Consider the following 19,144-nt stretch of genomic DNA (forward strand, 5'->3'; position numbering starts at 1 on the left):
GTCAGCCCGCCGCGCCCGGTGGATGACCAGGAGGCCGGTCCGATTGCTGCCGGCTCGCGGCCGTCGATGGGTGATAATGACCGCCATGTGTGGGCGATATGCGACAACGGCGAGTACCTCGGATCTGGTTGCGGCGTTCGACGCTGCGCTGGCGGAGGATGATGCGAGCAAACTGCAGAGCCCTTCCTACAACGTGGCCCCCACCCAGACGGTGCCGGTCATCCTGGAACGGCCGTCCCGCCGTGACCCCGACAGCCAGGAAGACGCCCAACCCGAGCTCGTCCGTCAGCTACGGGCCGTGCGGTGGGGACTCGTTCCGAGTTGGGCCAAAGATCCGGGTATCGGCAGCCGGATGATCAATGCGCGCTCGGAGACCCTGACGGACAAGCCGTCCTTCAAGGTCGCCGCGGCCCGGCGGAGGTGCATCCTGCCCGCTGCCGGATTCTTCGAATGGACGAAGGACCCGGAGGGAAAGAAGCTGCCGTACTTCCTGCACGACCCCGACACCCCGATCCTGGGATTTGCCGGCCTCTACGAACTGTGGCCCGACCCGGCCAAGGCCAAAGACGATCCGGATCGCTGGCTGTGGACCACCACGGTGATCACCCGTTCGGCAACCGACGCGCTCGGCCACATCCACGACCGCACCCCGGTGATCGTGACCCCGGACCTGCGGGACGACTGGCTCGACTGCACCAGCGGAAAGCCCTCGGTGGCAAAGGATCTGCTCGAAGCCCTGCCGGAGCCCCATTTGGTGCCGTATCGCGTGTCGACCGAGGTCAACAGCGTTCGCAACAACCGCGCCGATCTCATCGAGCCGGTGTGAGCGGCGACGAGAGCCGGGCTCGCCCCAACCTTTTCGAGGTGATCAAGTACCTGCTCGGCCGGCCGTTGCCGGAATCGATGCGGGACTGGGTGATCCGGGACGTGACCGGTCCCCGGATGTATGCGCCGCTACATCATCCGCGGGGTCGTGCCGTTCCTGCCGATCTTCGTCGCCTTCTCGTTCGTGCCCGGGCCGGTGGCGTATCGACTCGGAATGATTGCGCTGTTGCTCATCCCGCTGGTGTACTTCGAGATCGCGCTGATGAGCATCTACCGACGGCACCTGCTGACCACCAACGGCATCGACGGTGACTTGATCGGCGTCAAACATCGAGCCCGGCAAGAGATCACAAAAACCGAATACGAGGCGAAATACCCGCGAACGCCCAACTGAACGGGACGCAATGGCACAAGAACACCAGAAGTCCGAGCCGCAGATCGACACCGAGAGCCGTCGGCGGCAATGGCTGGCGCGGGCCGCGCTCGCGGCCGTGTTCGCCGCGATCATCGTGCTGGTGGTGTTCGCCGGCTTCAAGACCCTGCTCGTGTTCCTGGCGACGGTGGGTGCGCTGGTGATCGGCCTCGCCTCGGTCTTCTGGTTTCTCACCGTGCGCGGCCGGGTCCGGTGGCTTGCGCTGGCGATGTCGGTCGTGATCCCCATCGCCCTGCTGTTCTTCCTCGTCAACGAGCATCTGCTGTGGGTGGTGCTGGTGGTCGTGGCACTGGCGATGCTGGCCACCGCCTGTGCCCGCGCCGCGCTGGTGCGCGACCGCGACGACTGGATGATGCCCGAGCGTGACGTGCCACCGCCCGAGCACCCATTCGTGGTGATGAACCCCCGCTCGGGTGGCGGAAAGGTGGAGAAGTTCGACTTGCGTAGGCGCGCCGAGGCATTGGGCGTGGAGGTGGCCGTGCTCGACGGCCCCGAGATCGTCGACATCGCGGCCCTGACCCGGCAGGCGGTCGAGCGCGGCGCCGACCTGCTGGGGGTGGCGGGCGGCGACGGTACCCAGGCATTGGTGGCCGGGATCGCCGCCGAACACGACCTGCCGTTCCTGGTGATCAGCGCCGGAACCCGCAATCACTTCGCGCTCGACCTGGGCCTGGACCGCGAGGACCCGGCCTCGTGCCTCGACGCGCTCACCGACGGGGTGGAGGTCAGGGTGGATCTCGGCTCGGTCAATGACCGGACGTTTGTCAACAATGCGTCCTTCGGTGCCTACGCGGAGGTCGTGCAGAGCCCGGCCTACCGCGATGACAAGACCGGCACGATGCTGGCGATGCTCCCGGACCTGATCGCCGGCACCCGTGGCCCCCGGCTGTTCGTCCGCACCGGGGAGGTGACCATCACCGAGCCGCAGGCCGTATTGGTGAGCAACGGCGCCTACGAGATGCACGACCTGGCCGGGCTGGGCCGACGGCCGCGACTGGACACCGGAACCCTCGGGATCGTGGTCGTGTCGGTGAGCACCACCCTGCAGGCGGTCGGCCTGCTGCGCCGGACCCGGCAGCACGGTCTGACCCAGTACACCGGACCGGAAGTGGTCATCGATGCCGACCAGCCCCAGATCCCCGTCGGGGTCGACGGGGAGGCGCTGATCCTCTCGACCCCGGTGCAATGCACGATCCGCCCACAGGCGTTGCGGGTCCGGGTGCCCCGGAATCGGCCCGGTGTCAGGCCGCCCAAGCGTCCGCTGGACTGGGTGCGGCTGCGACAGCTGGTGTGGCTCTGACGATCAGGGCCTGATCAGCCACCGGCCGGGCGCCGCCTTGTCCTCGAACGCGCGGTGCGCCTTGGCCGCCTCATCGAGCGGGACGTCGCCGGCGATGCGCGACGGGAGTCGACCCGCTGCCACGTCGCCGAGGAGTTCGGCCAGTTCGGCACCGTCGGCCTGCACCTCGATCCAGCCGCTGGTGATCCCGCGGGTGGGTGCGGGTGCATTGCGTGGAGCGGTGCCCAGATACCGGCCTCCCTCGACGATCAGGTCGAGCAACGGGGCACCGACCCCGGCCGGGTCGAAGACGGCATCGAAAAGCGTGTCGCCCAGATCGGCGACGGTCGTCGTGACGGTCGCGGCGCCGCGGTCGCGTAGGTCATCGACATCGTCGGGTTTGCCGACGGCCGTGACGGTGGCGCCGCTGCGGGCGGCCAGTGGGACGGCCGCGTTGCCGACCCCGCCGGACGCCCCGACGATCAGCAGACGCCGCCCACCGGGATCGAGCAGTGAGATCGACTGGGACGCGGTCAGGGAGACCAGCGGCACCGCGGCGGCGGCCACCGGATCGAGCCCGTTCGGCAGCGCAGCGACGGCGCCGGCGGGCAGCACCACGTACTCGCCGTAGGTCCCGATGTCCGGGCCGATCCCGACCCGCAGTCCGGCGACCGCTGTCCCAACGGCCGGTTCGGTGACGTCCGGTCCGAGCGCCTCGACAACCCCGGAGACGTCCCAGCCGAGCCCCACCGCGGCGCCCGGGGGAATGATCCCGAGGCGGTGGAAGACGCCGTGTGCCGCGCCGATGTCGACCGGGTTGACCGATGCCGCGCCCACCCGGATCCGGACTTCGCCCCGGCCCGGTTCGGGCGTGCGCCGGTCGGCGATCGTGAGGTCGTCTGTGCCTGTGGTGATGATCGTTCGCATGAGCTCGTCCCATCTCGTGTCGGCGGTTGTCTGAAGAGCACCTTGCGATCTCCACGATGCCGATGCCACTCTCTAATGGGAAGTAGGCACCTGAAAGTGCGTAACAACCCAGGAGGTGGGCTCCGATGCCGACGACGACAGCCGCCGATCGCCGCGGACAGGCCAAGCAGGAATACGACGTGTACGTCGCGAACTGTCCGAGCCGCATGCTGCTCGATCGGATGAGTGATAAATGGGTGGCGTTGATCCTGGTCGCGCTGGGGGACCGGACGATGCGGTATTCAGAGCTGTCCCGTGCGGTGGCCGGCGTCAGTCAGAAGATGTTGACCCAGACACTGCGGACCCTCGAGCGAGACGGTCTCCTCACCCGTGAGGTGACGGTGAGTGTTCCGGTGCGGGTCGACTATTCGCTGACGCCGCTGGGACTCTCGCTCCGAGAGCTGATGCGCGGGGTGAAGGACTGGGCCGAGTCACACATGGACGAGGTCTTCGAGGCCCGCGAAGATTACGACCACAGGCAGCACGAGGGACGGTAGGCCGGGCGGTCCTCAGGCGAGGACGTCCGCGACCACCGCGCCGGTGACCGCGACCAGGTCGGCCGGGGCCAGTTCGATCTCCAGACCCCGTTTGCCGCCGCTGCAGAACACCGAATCCCACAGATCGACCGTCTCGTCGATCACGGTGGGCAGTGGCTTCTTCTGGCCGACCGGCGACACCCCACCGAGCACATAGCCGGTGACCCGCATGACCGCCGCCGGATCGGCCATCACGGCCTTGCCGCTCATACCCAGCGCACCGGCCGCGGCCTTGGGGGACAGGCGCTCGGGAACCGGGATCACCGCCACCGCCAGGGTGCCGCCGACATCGATCACCAACGTCTTGAAGATCTGTTCCGGCTCGGCGCCGATCGAGCGCCGCAGGTGTTCGGCGGCCTCCGGCCCCCAGTCGCCGTCGGAGCGGGTCTCGTACTTGTGGACCTGGTGCCGGACCCCGGCCTTTTCCAGAACGCTGATCGCCGCGGTCGCTGCCATGGCTGTCGATTCTCTCAGGTCGGTCCGATCTCGGGCCGACCAGACCGCGGTCGACGTGGCAAGCATCGACCCAGGGTGGGTGTAAGTGAGGCGCCGGCGGAACAAGTCGCTCAGAGTCGTTGTTGACTCCACCTGAAGGAGGTGTGGTGTGTACAGCAACTCGCAGCAGCGCGGGTCGGTAGGCTTGCTCGACAGACCTGATTTTCCCGCAGGTCTCGAAGGGATTGTCGTGACCGAAGCCGAAACACCCGAAGTCAACCCAGAGACCTCGGAAGAGCGATTCGCGCGGTTCGAGCGTGATGCATTGCCGTTACTCGATCAGTTGTACGGCGGCGCACTACGCATGACGCGGAATCCAGCCGATGCCGAGGACCTCGTCCAGGAGACGTACGTGAAGGCCTTCTCGGCCTTCAAGTCGTTCAAGGAGGGGACCAACCTCAAGGCGTGGCTCTACCGGATCCTGACCAACACATACATCAACGGATACCGGAAAAAACAGCGTCAACCTGCGCAATATCCGACGGATGAGATCACCGACTGGCAGCTGGCCGCCACGGCCGAACACACGTCGCAGGGTCTGCGGTCCGCGGAGATCGAGGCGCTCGACGCACTGCCCGATGACGAGATCAAGGCGGCGCTGCAGGCGTTGCCCGAAGATTTCCGGATGGCGGTCTACTACGCGGACGTCGAGGGACTGCCGTACAAAGAAATCGCGGAGATCATGGACACCCCGATCGGGACCGTGATGTCGCGACTGCACCGTGGCCGCAAACAGCTGCGGGAACTGCTCGGCGACGTGGCGCGCGAGCGTGGATTCAACAGAGGAACTCCCGGCCAGTCGGCCGATGGCCAGTCCGGCCACAAACAGGAGGTTGCCGGATGAGTACCGGAGAAGTAGCCGGCGGGACCAACGCCGAACGAGAATTCGACGAAGCCGATCGGCTCGATTGTTCGGCCGTCATCGCCGATGTGTGGCTGTTGCTGGACAACGAGTGTGATGCACATGCTCGTGCTCGTCTGCAGTCACATCTCGATGGGTGCACGCCCTGTCTCGAGCACTACGGCATCGAGCAGCAATTGAAGTCTTTGGTCAACCGCAAATGCGGTGGAGATCAGGCGCCCAAGGGATTACGGGAGCGGTTGACCCTGGAGATCCGGAAGACGGTCATCGTCCGCGACACGCACGGATAAACCACACTTTCGAATCCGCCAGGGATCCAAACCCCGGTAAGGGCCTCAACGCTCAGGCGTTGGGGCGCTTGCCGTGGTTGGCCGCATTCTTCTTGCGAGCCCGCTTCTTGCGTCCACGCTTTCCCATGGCAGTCTCCTTTCGACAGCGCTCCATTGTGACACGAAGCCTGCCGTTGGTCAGAATCGCCCGGGCGCAAGGTGCTGCGCTAGGTTGATAGCCGGCGTAACCGAACACCTGGAGGATGGCGATGGCAGAAGAAGTTGTGGCGGAAATCGTTGCAAGCGTTCTCGAGGTGGTTGTCAGCACCGGTCAGACGGTGGACGTCGGTGACACGCTCGTCCTGCTGGAATCCATGAAGATGGAGATCCCGGTGCTGGCCGAAGAAGCCGGCACGATCACCGAGGTCAAGGTCAACGTCGGGGACGTGATCCAGGCCGGTGACCTCATCGCGGTCATCGACAACTGATCCTGGGACAATCGGCCGGTAGACGGGCTCGGCGCTGATGTCGACTCTTTCGGAGTTGCTCGCAGAACACACGGAATTGTCAGGCGCTGCCGGCGGCCACCTGCAACGTGTGGTGGCCGAATGGCAACTGCTCGCCGACCTGTCGTTCGCTGATTTCCAGATGTGGGTGCAGTCGCAGCACACAGTTGACGGCGACTCCGGTGTAACCGGCTCCCAGATGGTCTGTGTGGCCCAATGTCGGCCGAATACCGCACCTACAGTCTTTCCAGTCGACGGCGTCGGCACGTTGATCTCAGAGGCGGATAATCCCCAGGTCTTCGGCGCCCTTGCGCAGGGCCGGATCCTTCGGGAGGAAGATCCGACGTGGGTCGGATCGGTGGCCATCAGACGTGAAGCCATCCCGGTTCGCTTCGAAGGTGAAGTGGTGGCGGTCCTGGCCCGCGCGATCAACCTCACCCAGCCGCGGATGCCATCACCGCTGGAACTCGCGTACCAGGATTGCGCATACGACCTGTGCCAGATGGTGTCCGAGGGGACATTCCCGCAGAACGAGGGCAATCCGCGAGGTCTGTCGACGCCTCGGGCGGGCGACGGATTCATCCGGGTCGACGAGCACGGCACCGTGCAATACGCGAGTCCCAACGCGCTGTCGGCGTATCACCGCATGGGCTGGACGTCGGAGCTCAGCGGCAACGATCTCGCCGAGGTGACGGTGAGCCTTCTCAGTGACCCGTTCGAGTCGGAGGAAGCCGCTGCGATGCTGCGGGCCGCGGTCGCGGGTGAAGCGGGGATGCGCATCGAGGCCGACGCCCGCCGGGCGACCGTGCTGATCCGGGCGGTGCCGCTGCGGCCCCGCGGTGAGCTGGTCGGCGCCATAATCCTGGTGCGCGACGTGACCGAGGTGAAACGTCGTGATCTGGCGTTGATAAGCAAGGACGCGACCATCCGCGAAATCCATCACCGGGTCAAGAACAACCTGCAGAGTGTGTCCGCGCTGCTGCGACTGCAGGCGCGGCGAACCACCAATGACGAAGCCCGGCATGCGCTGGGGGAGGCGGTCCGGCGGGTTGCGGCCATCGCCCTTGTGCACGAACTGCTTTCGGGCAGTGTCGATGAGGAAGTCGATCTCGACGTGGTCATCGACCAATTGGTCCCCGTGATGGCCGACGTGGCATCGGGTGGGACCGCGGTCACGGTACGGCGGGTCGGCACAATCGGTGTACTCAAGTCTGATTTGGCGATGCCGGTGGTGATGGTGCTCACCGAATTGATACAGAACGCCGTCGAACATGGTTTTGCGCCAGAAGAATCCGGCCGGGTGTTGATCGACACGTCCAGGAGCACAAGGGAACTCGTGATCACGGTGCATGACAACGGCATCGGCATCGACCCGGACTTCGATCCGAAGCAGTCCGACCGGCTGGGTCTGCAGATCGTCCACACGCTGGTGCGGATCGAGCTGGCGGGCGAACTGGAACTACGCCCGGGTGCCACCGGTGGCACCGACGCGATCCTGACCGTCCCGCTGAGCTGACGCCGAAATTCTTGCGCCGCAGCGAAATTCGTGACGACCGCCACCTTGTGTCCTCAGTCACCAACTGCCCCTTGACAACACAAACCCGGTGGCAGATGCCACCGGGTTGGTTTGTCGTCGAGGTGGTCGCCGGGAGTGACCGCCTTGATTTCTGGGGTCTTAGACCGAGCTGCGAGTGCGGCTGCGGGCATTTCGCCGCTTGAGGGCGCGTCGCTCGTCTTCGCTCATTCCGCCCCAGACGCCTGCATCCTGTCCCGACTCCAGTGCCCACGTGAGGCAATCTGCTGTAACCGGGCAGCGGTTGCAGACGAGCTTCGCATCAGCAATCTGCGCGATGGCCGGTCCACTGTTTCCCACCGGGAAAAACAGCTCCGGATCCTCGTCGCGACAAATTGCGTTGTGACGCCAGTCCATCCCACTGCTCCTTCAGGCGCTTCACTGCGCCACTCGTAACCGTTTGTTCATATGTGCGTAGGTATTGTTTCCGCACTGTTGCTTGTGAATACTTTCACGAATCCAGATGATGTCAATGATGTTCCCTTAACACGTGGGCAACATCACTGTGTAGGGGGTGCCTATGTATGCCCCTACACCGTTGTACTACTCTGCGGCCAACTTATCCTGAGAATCACATGCGAATGTCGATGTGACCTGGATCTCTCGTGTTCGTGGGACTGAAATCTACGATTTGGGAGAAATGACCTCTAGTACGGCGGGACGGCAACCGAACTGCAATGCCGTCCGGGTGCCAAGGTATTCGCCATCCATCTGCATGTCGATGGGTTCGGAGCTGAGAATCTCGACATATGCGACATCGTCGGCGCGCAACAAGTGTTTCGCCTGCGGCTTTGCTTTTGCCGACAGCAATTGGCGGACCAGCGGCAGATTGCGGAGCGGGGCCATCGACGTCGAGGCGAACACACCGAGCCGGCCATCGAAACTGGTGTCGGGATTGGTCTCGATCGGACGGGCACCCAGATATGTCCACGGGCTGGCGTTCGAGATGAAGGCGAAGTGTGCGCCTTCGAGGGGTTCGGCGTCAGGGATGGTGACGGTCAACGTTGGTTTGCTCCGTGCTGCGCCGATGAACGTCCGTACCGCGGTCCACAGATAGCGGGTGGCGGTCGCCCGGTGTCCGGCACGGCGCTGCTCCTCGATGGACTTGACCACCTGAGCGTCGACCCCCAACCCGGCATTGAACAGGAACCATCGATTGTCGGTGTGCCCCAAGCTGACTCGGCGACGCTGGCCGGTCGCGAGAAGGTCGACGAGTTGTCCGGTCGCCTTGAGGGGATCAGGATCGATACCCAGTGCGCGCGCGAAGACGTTGGCGCTGCCACCGGGGACCACCGCCAGTGCCGGCGAAGGGAAGCCGCTCTCCGGCGCGGACGGGGGGTCGAGCAGACCATTGACCACCTCGTTGACGCTGCCGTCGCCGCCGTGGACCACCACCACGTCGTATCGCTCCGCGCGGGCCTGTGCGGCGAGCTCTCCGGCATGTCCGCGGTGGGTGGTGTGCTCGACCCGGACATCTACATACTCAGGCCGAACTCCGCTGCGCTTCGTATTCGCCTGATCTGGTCGAGCTCCGCTGCGCTTCGTCTCCGCGTCCCCAGTGCCTTCGGGGCGGCGAAGTGACACAGAGAGGGTGTTCAGCAGCGCGTCCCGGCCGGCCTCGGTGGTCGAGGTGGCAAAGGGATTGACGATCAGCATCGCGCGCACGAGAACTGAGCCTAGCGTCAGAAGGGCCGATGTCGCCCTTTGAGCCGGTCACCGGGGCGTGGGAAGGACCTGGCAGAGACTCGGCGCGGGCGACCATTAGGCTGGCCGGGTGTCTGAATCCTCTCCACCGATCAATGTTCGTCGAGCCGGCGCGATAGTCGCACTCGAGGGCGCACTGGGCGTCGCGGCCGCGATCTACATGGTGATCCGGGGGTTGATGGGTCACGAAGACGGTGACTTCATCAGTGGCTACGGCACCGCGGCATGGTTTGCGATCCTCGGCGGCGGTGTCCTGGCCGGAGGTGTGGCGCTGATTGTCGGTCGTCGGTGGGGCCGGTCGATCGCGGTGATGACCCAGGTGCTTTTGGTTCCGGTGGCTTTTGCCTTGATCACAGACAGCGAGCTCCCGATCATCGGTACGCCGGTGCTGGTCATCCTGGTGATCGCGCTGTATTTCCTGTTCAGCCCGTCGTCGATGAAGTGGTTCGCCAAGGCCTACGAGATCAACCCGGGTGAGGAAGACGAAGCGGACGTCGAACCCAAGCCGGTGGCCAAGACCTTCGAGCGGCGTAAGAAGAAGCGTCGCTGAGCGCATCGCTGCCGGCCACCGAGGACCCGGATCAGTCCCCGGTGCGAACGTGCGCGGGACGGCCGGCGTCGACGTAGTCGGCGCTGCGGTATCCGGTGATGCCCAGGGATTGGATCTGCCGGGTCTCACCGTCGAAACCGAGCACCGCGATGGAGGCGGGCAGCATCGAGAAATGCGCCCCGAACTGTATGGGAGCACCGATCCAACGGGCCAGCAACGACCTCGACAGGTGACCGTGTCCGATGAGAACCACCGATCGGCTGCGCAGCTCGCCCAATAACTCGGCGATCACCGTATCGATCCGGTCGCTCATCTGCTGGGACGATTCGCCGCCGCGCCCGCCCTGGGCCCACACCGTCCAGCCCGGTTCGGTCTCCCGGATCTGGGGTTTAGTCAAACCCTCGTACAGGCCGTAGTCCCATTCGGCGAACTGTTCATCGGTGTGCGCGATGGGCAGTCCGGCCAGTTCTGCGGTGTGAATGGCCCGGATACGTGGTGACGACAGCACCAGGGGGTCGGTCAGCAGCAGGTCATCGAGCGGTTTGCGCAGTCCGGCCGCCTGCTTCTCGCCGAAGGGTGTCAATGGGATGTCACTGACGCCGGTGTGTCTTCCCGTCTTCGACCACTCGGTTTCGCCGTGCCGGATGAGGATCAATCGGTGGATTGCCGAGTTCGTGGTGCGCACCCCAGACATTCTGCACTGCCTGCGCATAGGGTCAATGGCAAGCGAACTGCGGTAGAGCGTTCTGCATGCTCGACTTGGAGGGAGTCAGCGATGAGCAAGGTTCTTGCGGTGGCCAATCAAAAGGGGGGCGTCGCGAAGACGACAACGGTCGTCTCTCTGGGCGCGGCGTTGGCGGCCAAAGGGTTGTCGGTTCTGGTGGTGGATCTCGATCCGCAAGGCTGCCTTACCTTTTCGATGGGCCACGACCCGGACAAGCTGACGCTTTCCATCCACGATGTCCTGCTGGGGGAGGGGACTCTGGCCGAAGTGCTGCTCAACACCGACGACAACGTGACGTTGCTTCCGGCCACCATCGACCTCGCCGGGGCCGAAGCATTGCTACTCATGCGCCCGGGTCGCGAGTACGCGCTCAAACGGGCCCTCAAGACCGTCGAGGAGGACTACGACGTCATCATCGTCGACTGCCCGCCCTCGCTCGGGGTTCTCACGCTCAACGGGCTGACCGCCGCCGACGAGGTGGTGGTGCCACTGCAGTGCGAGACGCTGGCCCATCGGGGGGTGGGGCAGTTGCTGCGCACGGTCACGGAGGTGCAGCAGATCACCAATCCCGATCTCAAGCTGCTCGGCGCCCTGCCCACGCTCTATGACGCCCGCACGACCCACAGTCGCGACGTCATCGCCGATGTCGCCGACCGTTACGACCTGCCCGTGCTGTCGCCACCGATCCCGCGCACCGTCCGTTTCGCAGAGGCGTCGGCGTCCGGTGCGAGTCTGCTTGCCGGTCGAAAGAGCAAGGGCGCGCAGGCATATCGGGATCTCGCCGACAACCTGTGGAACCATTGGAACGACGGCTCCGAACTGAAAACATTCGAGGCGATCTGAGGCTTACTGCGTCGGTGCGAGCACCGACACGGTGGAACCCCACTGCTGCACAATGTGATCGCCGATGTCGGCCAGTGTGATGATGCCGCCGATGTAGCCGGCGCGCTCCACCGGAATCGATGCGATCGGCTGGCCGTCGGCGAGATTGTGCACGCTGATGCCCGTGACGCTCGGCAGCAACAGTGATCCGGCCATCACGACCCCGGGACCGAGTGTCTCGGGGACCTGGAAGCGGGCGGCGAGGTTGGTGGGATCGATGACCACCGTGGACTTGCCCGTCCAGAACGTGATCACGTCGCCGCTGGCGATGGGCTTGCTCTCGATGCCGACCGCGTCACCGAGCACGGTGGTCCGGTTCTTGATCGTGCCGTCGATGCCGTAGGTCTCGAGCACGGGAGCGGGCGACGACAGATAGATCGCCACGCCGGTTTGATCGACGGCAACGATCCGCGGCGGAGTGCCCAGCTCGCCGGTGATGATCGTCGAGGCGAACTCCTCGAGCTTCTCTTCGCTGTCGAGGGTTGCGCCGAGAATGGTCAGACGATAACCGGGTTCGATGCCGCAGCGTTCGATGATCGCGACCCGGGAGTCGCCGATCCCGCTGGAGACGAACTCGCAACCCGATCTGGGTTGGGTCCCGGGATTCACCGGGGCGTCGACACGGCCGTACTCGATCGTGCGGACGAGATCGGTGCGCCACACTTCCAGGCGGGTATCGCCTTGTGCGAGAGCGTAATCCCGGCCGGTGCTGATCTCGAGGGAATTGTCGGCATCGCTGGTCCGCGACGACGCTCGCGTGCCGTCGGCGGCGTTGAGTGCGGTCACCTCGCTGCAGCCACGGTCGTTGCGATAGATCGCGAGTGCGTAGTTGCGACCCCCGGCATCCCATCCGGTGACGGTGCACAGCGGCAGGTCCCGGGTATAGGACCAGAGCGCTACGCCGGTGGCCGCATCGTGACCGACCACGGCTCCGCCGTCCCCGGTCACCACCACCCCGCCGATCGCAACCGGCGACGTGGTGGCCGAACTGGTGGCGCGCCAGGCCTCGGTGACCTCGCGCGGAACCTCGGTGGCGCCGGCGATCGGCTTTGCGGGCACCGCTGCCGGGTCCGACTCGGTGTTCTTTGCCGAACTGGTTGCCCAGATGGCCACGGCCGAAACCGCGACCACCACAACCAGGACGACGACCACCACGATGTCGAGCGGTGTCCGCCGCTCTGGCCTGAGCACCGTCAGTTACTCCGAAGCGGTACCCGTGGTGTCGGTGCCGCTGCCCGCGTTCGACCGGCGACGACGTCGACGACGGGGACGATCGCTGCTCTCTGCACCGTTGGGTGCCGGAGCCGGGCTCTCGGTTGCCGAGGTGACGGTGGCGTCGTCGGTGGTGCTCGCGGTGGCGGTGGATACGCTCGCGTCGACAGTTGCTCCGTCGCCTTCTCCGGCGCGGGTTCGACGACGCTGGCGGGACGGACGTTTGGCCGTATCCCGGCGTCCTGCGACCACGCGCGTCTCATCGTCGGAGGAACGTCCGCCCGAACGCGGTGCGCGCTCTTCGCGGTCCGGCTTGGCCGAACCGATACGTCCGGTCTTCGACTCGGAGATGCTCAGCTGCTCGCGCAGATGCGGTGAGCTGGAATAGGTTTCGACCGGTTCGTCCATGCCCAGGTCGAGTGCCTTGCTGATCATCTCCCAGCGGTGGAGTTCGTCCCAGTCGACGAGGGTGATCGCGATACCGGTGCGTCCGGCGCGGCCGGTGCGACCGATCCGGTGCACATAGGTCTTCTCGTCGTCGGGGCACTGGTAGTTGATCACGTGGGTGACGTCATCGATGTCGATGCCGCGGGCGGCGACGTCGGTGGCGACCAGGACATCGACGCGACCCTCGCGGAAGGCTGTGAGCGCCTTCTCGCGGGCCACCTGACCGAGGTCGCCGTGGACGGCGCCGACAGCGAATCCGCGCTCGGCGAGATCGTCGGCGACCTTCTGGGCGGTCCGCTTGGTCCGCGTGAAAATCATGGTGGCGCCGCGACCTTCGGCCTGCAGGATGCGGGCGACGAGTTCGGCCTTGTCCATCGCATGGGCGCGGTAGACGTACTGGGTGGTGCGGTCGTGGATGGCCGAGTCGTTCGCGTGCTCGGCCCGGATGTGGGTCGGCTTCGTGAGGAACGTGCGGGCCAGGGTGACGATCGGTCCGGGCATGGTGGCCGAGAACAGCATCGTCTGGCGGGCGTCGGGCAGCGAACTCATGATGCGTTCGATGTCGGGCAGGAAGCCGAGGTCGAGCATCTCGTCGGCCTCGTCGAGGACGAGTACCTGCACCTTGCCCAGGATCAGATGGCCCTGGCGGGCGAGGTCGAGCAGGCGGCCGGGGGTACCGACAACGACATCGATACCGATCTTCAGTTCGCTGATCTGATGTTCGAACGGGCGTCCGCCGAAGATCGAGAGCAGCCGAAGCGGCCGGTTCTGGCCGTCGACGGTGTCGACGTGCAGGCCTTTGGCGGCGATCTCGAGGTCGTCGGTGACCTGGATGCAGAGTTCGCGCGTCGGCACGATGATGAGTGCGCGAGGGGTTCCGTCGGGCTTGCGGATCCCGGGTTCGCCGGGTCCGGCAGTCGCCTGGGATACCCGCTGCAGCAGCGGGACGCCGAAGCCGAGGGTCTTGCCCATGCCGGTTCTGGCCTGGCCGATGAGGTCCTCACCGGCCATCGCCAGCGGCAAGGTCAGTTCCTGGATCGCGAACGTATTGACTTTTCCGTCGGCGGCAAGCGCGTCGACGATCTCCTTGCGGACGCCGAGTTCGGCGAACGTGGGGGAGACGTGGTCCTCCGCGACGATGACGTGCGCTTCTTCAGCGACGTCCAGTACGGGGTTCTGGGTGTCATTTTCGATGTTCAGTTGATTGCCTTTCGCAATGTGCTCCCGCGCGCACTGCAAGGGTCAACCAAACAGGTCAGCATCCATCCTCGAACAACCGAGGACTCGGGCAACCGGTATCTGGCCGAATCGGGTCCGATCGATATCGGGCCGCCGTCCGTGCGCGCACAAATTCTGTGCAGGTCAGCGTCTGAGCATGACCCACCCCTGGCAGTGTACGTGTCGTTTGACAGTCTCGAAGAATCGACCTCTCGCGGAATGCGCCGGCGAAGCGCCGATGGGCGGGCGCACTACACTCGACCGCATGTCTTCTGGTTCACAAACCGAACCGCCTGCGGCCGCGGTCTCGACCTCGGTGTCGGCCGATCATCCCGGGATCACCGAGCTCTTCGGTGTGCTGGCGTGCGGCGAGTTGGCCGCGTTCTATCGCCTGACGTCCGAGGCGCTGATGGCTCCGGACGTCCGCGGCCGGGTGGCCATGGCGAGCATGGCCGCGGCGGAGATGTCGCACTTCGAAACCCTGCAGGAAGAGTTGCAGCGCCGCGGGGCCGATGTCTATCGGTTGATCGCCGCGTACGAGGAGGTGCTCGACCGCTATCACGCGTCGACGGTGCCCAGTACGTGGGAGGAATCGCTGGTCAAGGTGTATGTCGGCGACGGGCTGGCCGCAGATTTCTACCTCGAGATCGCCGGGACGTTGCCGCCGGGTTCCGAGGCCGTCGTCCGCACTGTGATGGCCGAGACCGGACATTCGGACTTTGCCGTGGCGGCGATCCGCGACGCCGTTGCCGCCGATCCGAACCTGAGGTCGCCGCTGACGTTGTGGGGACGCCGTCTGCTCGGCGAGGCGATCACCCAGACCCAGTACGTCCTGGCCGGACAAGAGGATCTGACGGAGCTGCTCTTCTCCGTCGAGACCGACCTCAACGGAATCGCCGGATTCTTCGATTCGATCCAGGAACGTCATGCCCGCCGGATGGCGGACATGGGGCTGGCGTAAACCCCGTTCGGCCTGAATGCAGGTCCGGCCGGACCGGCGGATAGATTCACACCTGTATGAAGTACACCGCTATCTATGGAGGATTCTGTGGCCGTTGATGTGAAGATCGGGATCACCGACAGCACGCGCGAGCTGGTTGTGCACATCGACCAGGACAGCGACGAAGCCCATGCCGCGGTCGAGGCCGCCCTGTCGGGGAGCGATCAGATTCTGCGTCTGCAGGACGACAAAGGTGCGCGGTATCTGATCCCGGTCACCAGGATCGCCTATGTCGAGGTCGGCACCTCCGAATCCCGCAAGGTCGGGTTCGGCGCCATCTAGATCAGATTTGTTTCAGCCCTCTGGGTCGAGTTCGGAGTCGTTCGCGTGCTGCATCGGCACGCGGGCGAGTCCGCCCCAGAGCATGGTGACAGTGATGTCGATCGCTTCTTCTTTGGTCATCGGCCGCTTGGCGTCGAGCCAGTGACGGGCATTGACCTGGCTCAGGCCCACCAGTCCTGCGGCGAGCATGCGGGATCGGTGCGGATCGAGTCCCGAATCGTGCATCACCAGGCCGTATACGGCGTCGACACACGCCTCGGTGGCACCTTCGACACGACGGATCGCCGCCGGATCAAGAGCATCGGACTGGAAGATCAGCCGGTATCCCTGATTGTCCTCATCGATGAAGTCGAAGAACGCCTCCACTGCCGAGCGGACACGGTGCCGGTTGTTGGTGGAGGTCAGCAACGCTGAGGTGACCCGGTTGACCATGGACTCGGCATGCAGGTCCAGGACCGCGAGATAGAGGTCCAGTTTGCTCGGAAAATGTTGGTAGAGAACGGGTTTGCTGACGCCTGCATGTACCGCGATCTCGTCCATGCCGGCCGAGTGATAACCGCGTTCGACGAAGATCTCGCTGGCCGCATCCATCAACTGCAGGCGGCGTGCGCTGCGTGGCATCCGGACGCTCCGGCGTCCGGCATTGGCTGAGCTCGCCTTCACCCCTGTGCCCGCTGCGACCGTTTCATCCATGGATCGAGGGTATATCTGTCTTGACAGGCCGCCACCGGTGGTTGCCTACAGCTGATTCACCGATGGCTGTGAGAAGGTTGAGCCGTGACTGATGCGGGAGGCTCGGGGACCAGAGGGACGCGACGTTCGCCGCGGGTGACCTCGGACCGCTCCGGCCGTGCAGACGAGACGCCCAGTCGTCGCTCATCTGGTCGTCGAACGTCCGTCGCAGGCGGAAATGAACACTCCGACCAGGCGCGACGTGCCGCCGAGAGGGCCCGCCGGCTTGCCCGCGCCGAGGCCGAGGCCCAGGCACGACTGGCCAATCAGCGCACCGACATCCATCCTCCCGTGTCGTCGGGACGTCCCGCACCGGACCAACCGCTCCGGGCCCGCTGGGATCCCACCGGTGACCCCGGCCGGCAGCGGGCCGAACGGGACACCGAACGCAAGAAGCAGACCGCGGTGGGCCGCTTTGTCACCACCTATGGCTGGCGCGCGTACGCGATCCCGGTTCTGGTGGTGCTCACGATCGTGATGATCGTGTCGACGGTGCAATCGGAGCAGGGGAACTCGCCCGGCACGACCGCCGCCGACTCCGATCCCGATGCGGCCCGCAACACCGACGTCAAGAACGTCACCACCGCGATCGGTGCGCCACCGGCCGAGGTGCAGGCCGACCAGCTGCCCGCCGGCACCCTGCCGCAAGGGGGCCCGTTCACCGAGAACGGCGACCGCACCTACCGGATCGTCCCCGGAACCACGCCGCCGATCGGTGGCGGTGGCCAGGAGTACACGTACACCATCGAGGTGGAGAACGGGCTGACCTCAGGCGATTACGGTGGCGACCCGACGTACGCCAAATTGGTCGACGCCACCCTGTCGAATCCGAAGAGCTGGATCGGCGACGGGCAGTTCTCGTTCCGGCGGATCGACGAGGGCACGCCGGACTTCCGCGTCACACTCACCTCCCCGGGGACCACGCGCGAGCTGTGTGGTTATGAGATCCAGCTCGAATCGTCCTGTTACTACCCGCCGGAGGGCCGGGTGACACTCAACGAGGCCCGCTGGATCCGGGGGGCGCTCTCGTATCAGGGTGATGACCTCGGTTACCGGCAGTACCTGATCAACCATGAGATCGGTCACGCGATCGGATTCGTCGGCCACGAGCCGTGCAAGGTCAACGGGGGACTGGCCCCGGTCATGATGCAGCAGACCTTCGGTACCGCCAACAGCGAGATCATGGCACTGGATCCGGAAATGAAGGCCGACCGGAGCTATGTGTGCCGGCCCAACCCCTGGCCGTTCCCCGAGCGATGAGGCGGATCCGCCGTACCGATGCCCACGGTGATCCTCGGTGGTGAATCGCCGGCGGTGGAATCTTCGTCCCCGCCTGCTCGTTGCAGGGAGAGCAACAAAGGCCGATGGCCGCCGCAGGGCCGTCGCGTGTTGCGCTGATCGTGAGGAGAGTTCGTGTCACATTTGCCGCCGTTGGTCGAGCCCGCCGCAGAGCTGACCCGCGAAGAGGTGGCCCGCTACAGCAGGCACCTGATCATTCCCGACATCGGTGTCGACGGGCAAAAACGTCTGAAGAACGCGAAGGTGCTGGTCATCGGGGCCGGCGGTCTGGGATCGCCCACGCTGCTGTACCTGGCGGCCGCCGGGGTCGGGACCATCGGGATCGTCGAGTTCGATGAGGTCGACGAATCCAACCTGCAGCGTCAGGTCATCCATGGACAGTCGGACGTGGGTCGTCCAAAGGCCGACTCGGCGAAGGATTCGATCCTCGAGATCAATCCCCATGTCACGGTGCACACGCACAAGTTCCGGCTCGACAACAGCAACGCCGTGGAACTCTTCGAGCAGTACGACCTGATCCTCGACGGCACCGACAACTTCGCCACCCGCTACCTCGTCAACGACGCCGCGGTGCTCGCGCACAAGCCGTACGTGTGGGGCTCGATCTATCGCTTCGAGGGTCAGGCGTCGGTCTTCTGGGAGGATGCGCCGGACGGGCTCGGTCTCAACTACCGCGACCTGTACCCGGAGCCGCCGCCCCCGGGCATGGTGCCGTCCTGCGCCGAAGGTGGCGTGCTGGGCATCCTGTGCGCCTCGATCGGGTCGATCATGGGTACCGAGGCGATCAAGCTGATCACCGGTATCGGCGAGACCCTGCTCGGCAGGCTGATGGTGTACGACGCCCTCGACATGCGCTACCGGACCATCAACCTGCGCAAGGACCCCGAGGCGCCGAAGATCACCGAGCTGATCGACTACGACGCCTTCTGCGGCGTGGTCTCCGATGAGGGTGTCTCGGCGGCGAAGGACTCGACCCTGACCGCAGTCGAACTCAAGCAGCGGCTGGATTCCGGCGAGAAGATCGCCCTGATCGACGTCCGGGAGCCGGTGGAGTGGGAGATCGTCAAGATCGAGGGCGCCACCCTTATCCCCAAGGGCGACATCGAATCGGGCGAGGGCCTGGCGAAGCTCCCACAGGACCGGCCCGCGGTCCTGTACTGCAAGACCGGCATCCGGTCCGCCGAGGCGCTGGCCGCGGTCAAGAAAGCGGGTTTCGCCGACGCCACCCATCTGCAGGGCGGTATCACCGCCTGGGCCAAACAGGTGGACACGGCCCTGCCCGTCTACTGATTTCCGGGCTCCCCGAGGGGTCGCGGCGTTCCGGCGCCGCGACACCGGGATGTCGTGCAG

Annotated in this window: 23 protein-coding genes; 14 read left to right on the forward strand and 9 right to left on the reverse strand. The window is 65.3% G+C overall.

The window, feature by feature from the left end; translation table 11 throughout:
• Positions 1-85: 85 nt before the first annotated feature.
• From AC51GT_RS00190 to AC51GT_RS00200, 3 genes are all read left to right on the forward strand, one after another.
• Entirely contained in the window at positions 86-826 is a 741-nt protein-coding gene (locus tag AC51GT_RS00190) for an SOS response-associated peptidase (RefSeq protein ID WP_496327983.1), read from the forward strand.
• Positions 827-946: 120 nt separating this feature from the next.
• Entirely contained in the window at positions 947-1,219 is a 273-nt protein-coding gene (locus AC51GT_RS00195; protein ID WP_496327494.1) for a DUF5313 family protein, read from the forward strand.
• A 10-nt stretch (positions 1,220-1,229) separates the two neighbouring features.
• Positions 1,230-2,558 carry a diacylglycerol/lipid kinase family protein gene (locus AC51GT_RS00200; RefSeq protein WP_496327495.1) on the forward strand — a complete coding sequence of 443 codons (1,329 nt, stop codon included), beginning with the start codon at positions 1,230-1,232 and terminating at the stop codon, positions 2,556-2,558.
• Positions 2,559-2,561: 3 nt separating this feature from the next.
• On the opposite strand, the gene AC51GT_RS00205 is transcribed toward AC51GT_RS00200, so the two are convergent.
• Positions 2,562-3,464 carry an NADP-dependent oxidoreductase gene (locus AC51GT_RS00205; protein WP_496327496.1) on the reverse strand — a complete coding sequence of 301 codons (903 nt, stop codon included), beginning with the start codon at positions 3,462-3,464 and terminating at the stop codon, positions 2,562-2,564.
• Between the two features lie 125 nt (positions 3,465-3,589).
• Between AC51GT_RS00205 and AC51GT_RS00210 the strand changes: the two genes are divergently transcribed.
• A complete protein-coding gene (locus tag AC51GT_RS00210; RefSeq protein ID WP_496323390.1) occupies positions 3,590-4,000 on the forward strand; it encodes a winged helix-turn-helix transcriptional regulator in 411 nt (136 codons plus the stop codon).
• Between the two features lie 12 nt (positions 4,001-4,012).
• Here the strand turns inward: AC51GT_RS00210 and AC51GT_RS00215 are convergent, their stop codons facing one another.
• The gene (locus AC51GT_RS00215; RefSeq protein ID WP_496327984.1) at positions 4,013-4,495 is read right to left on the reverse strand and encodes an aminoacyl-tRNA deacylase; all 483 of its coding nucleotides are present in this window, start codon (positions 4,493-4,495) and stop codon (positions 4,013-4,015) included.
• 148 nt (positions 4,496-4,643) lie between these two features.
• On the opposite strand from AC51GT_RS00215, the gene AC51GT_RS00220 reads away from it, so the two are divergent.
• Together AC51GT_RS00220 and rsrA are read left to right on the forward strand one after the other, a co-directional pair.
• A complete protein-coding gene (locus AC51GT_RS00220) occupies positions 4,644-5,378 on the forward strand; it encodes a sigma-70 family RNA polymerase sigma factor (RefSeq protein WP_496323391.1) in 735 nt (244 codons plus the stop codon).
• A complete protein-coding gene (rsrA, locus tag AC51GT_RS00225) occupies positions 5,375-5,686 on the forward strand; it encodes a mycothiol system anti-sigma-R factor (RefSeq protein WP_496323392.1) in 312 nt (103 codons plus the stop codon). Before AC51GT_RS00220 ends, rsrA begins: the two co-directional genes overlap by 4 nt.
• A gap of 52 nt (positions 5,687-5,738) precedes the next feature.
• On the opposite strand, the gene AC51GT_RS00230 is transcribed toward rsrA, so the two are convergent.
• On the reverse strand, positions 5,739-5,813 hold the full coding sequence (locus AC51GT_RS00230) for a 50S ribosomal protein bL37 (RefSeq protein WP_369758845.1): 75 nt from the start codon (positions 5,811-5,813) through the stop codon (positions 5,739-5,741).
• Positions 5,814-5,934: 121 nt separating this feature from the next.
• On the opposite strand from AC51GT_RS00230, the gene AC51GT_RS00235 reads away from it, so the two are divergent.
• Together AC51GT_RS00235 and AC51GT_RS00240 are read left to right on the forward strand one after the other, a co-directional pair.
• Positions 5,935-6,153 carry a biotin/lipoyl-binding carrier protein gene (locus AC51GT_RS00235; RefSeq protein ID WP_496323393.1) on the forward strand — a complete coding sequence of 73 codons (219 nt, stop codon included), beginning with the start codon at positions 5,935-5,937 and terminating at the stop codon, positions 6,151-6,153.
• Between the two features lie 37 nt (positions 6,154-6,190).
• Positions 6,191-7,687: a sensor histidine kinase gene (locus AC51GT_RS00240; RefSeq protein WP_496327497.1), complete on the forward strand. Its 1,497-nt coding sequence runs from the start codon at positions 6,191-6,193 to the stop codon at positions 7,685-7,687.
• A 159-nt stretch (positions 7,688-7,846) separates the two neighbouring features.
• Here AC51GT_RS00240 and AC51GT_RS00245 read toward each other — a convergent pair whose 3' ends face one another.
• Positions 7,847-8,101, reverse strand: coding sequence for a WhiB family transcriptional regulator (locus AC51GT_RS00245; RefSeq protein ID WP_023955875.1), 255 nt, complete (start codon positions 8,099-8,101; stop codon positions 7,847-7,849).
• Between the two features lie 267 nt (positions 8,102-8,368).
• On the reverse strand, positions 8,369-9,400 hold the full coding sequence (locus tag AC51GT_RS00250) for a diacylglycerol/lipid kinase family protein (RefSeq protein ID WP_496327985.1): 1,032 nt from the start codon (positions 9,398-9,400) through the stop codon (positions 8,369-8,371).
• 118 nt (positions 9,401-9,518) lie between these two features.
• Here AC51GT_RS00250 and AC51GT_RS00255 point away from each other — a divergent pair, with 118 nt between their 5' ends.
• Positions 9,519-9,998, forward strand: a complete 480-nt coding sequence (locus AC51GT_RS00255) for a hypothetical protein (RefSeq protein ID WP_496323395.1) — start codon at positions 9,519-9,521, stop codon at positions 9,996-9,998.
• 31 nt (positions 9,999-10,029) lie between these two features.
• Here the strand turns inward: AC51GT_RS00255 and AC51GT_RS00260 are convergent, their stop codons facing one another.
• Positions 10,030-10,683: an acid phosphatase gene (locus AC51GT_RS00260; RefSeq protein WP_496323396.1), complete on the reverse strand. Its 654-nt coding sequence runs from the start codon at positions 10,681-10,683 to the stop codon at positions 10,030-10,032.
• Positions 10,684-10,773: 90 nt separating this feature from the next.
• Here AC51GT_RS00260 and AC51GT_RS00265 point away from each other — a divergent pair, with 90 nt between their 5' ends.
• Entirely contained in the window at positions 10,774-11,565 is a 792-nt protein-coding gene (locus AC51GT_RS00265; RefSeq protein ID WP_496323397.1) for a ParA family protein, read from the forward strand.
• A 3-nt stretch (positions 11,566-11,568) separates the two neighbouring features.
• Here AC51GT_RS00265 and AC51GT_RS00270 read toward each other — a convergent pair whose 3' ends face one another.
• The gene (locus AC51GT_RS00270) at positions 11,569-12,795 is read right to left on the reverse strand and encodes an Rv3212 family protein (RefSeq protein ID WP_496327498.1); all 1,227 of its coding nucleotides are present in this window, start codon (positions 12,793-12,795) and stop codon (positions 11,569-11,571) included.
• Between the two features lie 6 nt (positions 12,796-12,801).
• Positions 12,802-14,430, reverse strand: coding sequence for a DEAD/DEAH box helicase (locus AC51GT_RS00275; RefSeq protein WP_496324078.1), 1,629 nt, complete (start codon positions 14,428-14,430; stop codon positions 12,802-12,804).
• Positions 14,431-14,746: 316 nt separating this feature from the next.
• Here AC51GT_RS00275 and AC51GT_RS00280 point away from each other — a divergent pair, with 316 nt between their 5' ends.
• Together AC51GT_RS00280 and AC51GT_RS00285 are read left to right on the forward strand one after the other, a co-directional pair.
• Positions 14,747-15,442, forward strand: coding sequence for a ferritin-like fold-containing protein (locus tag AC51GT_RS00280; protein WP_496323399.1), 696 nt, complete (start codon positions 14,747-14,749; stop codon positions 15,440-15,442).
• A gap of 87 nt (positions 15,443-15,529) precedes the next feature.
• Positions 15,530-15,763, forward strand: coding sequence for a DUF3107 domain-containing protein (locus tag AC51GT_RS00285; protein WP_496323400.1), 234 nt, complete (start codon positions 15,530-15,532; stop codon positions 15,761-15,763).
• 12 nt (positions 15,764-15,775) lie between these two features.
• On the opposite strand, the gene fasR is transcribed toward AC51GT_RS00285, so the two are convergent.
• Entirely contained in the window at positions 15,776-16,456 is a 681-nt protein-coding gene (gene fasR, locus AC51GT_RS00290; protein ID WP_496323401.1) for an HTH-type transcriptional activator FasR, read from the reverse strand.
• Positions 16,457-16,753: 297 nt separating this feature from the next.
• On the opposite strand from fasR, the gene AC51GT_RS00295 reads away from it, so the two are divergent.
• Both AC51GT_RS00295 and moeZ read left to right on the forward strand, forming a co-directional pair.
• On the forward strand, positions 16,754-17,755 hold the full coding sequence (locus AC51GT_RS00295) for a DUF3152 domain-containing protein (protein WP_496324079.1): 1,002 nt from the start codon (positions 16,754-16,756) through the stop codon (positions 17,753-17,755).
• A gap of 162 nt (positions 17,756-17,917) precedes the next feature.
• Positions 17,918-19,084 (forward strand): adenylyltransferase/sulfurtransferase MoeZ, encoded by a 1,167-nt coding sequence (moeZ, locus tag AC51GT_RS00300; protein WP_496327986.1) that lies wholly within the window; start codon positions 17,918-17,920, stop codon positions 19,082-19,084.
• Positions 19,085-19,144 lie beyond the last annotated feature (60 nt).

It is taken from the genome of Williamsia sp. z34 (genome assembly GCF_059553395.1).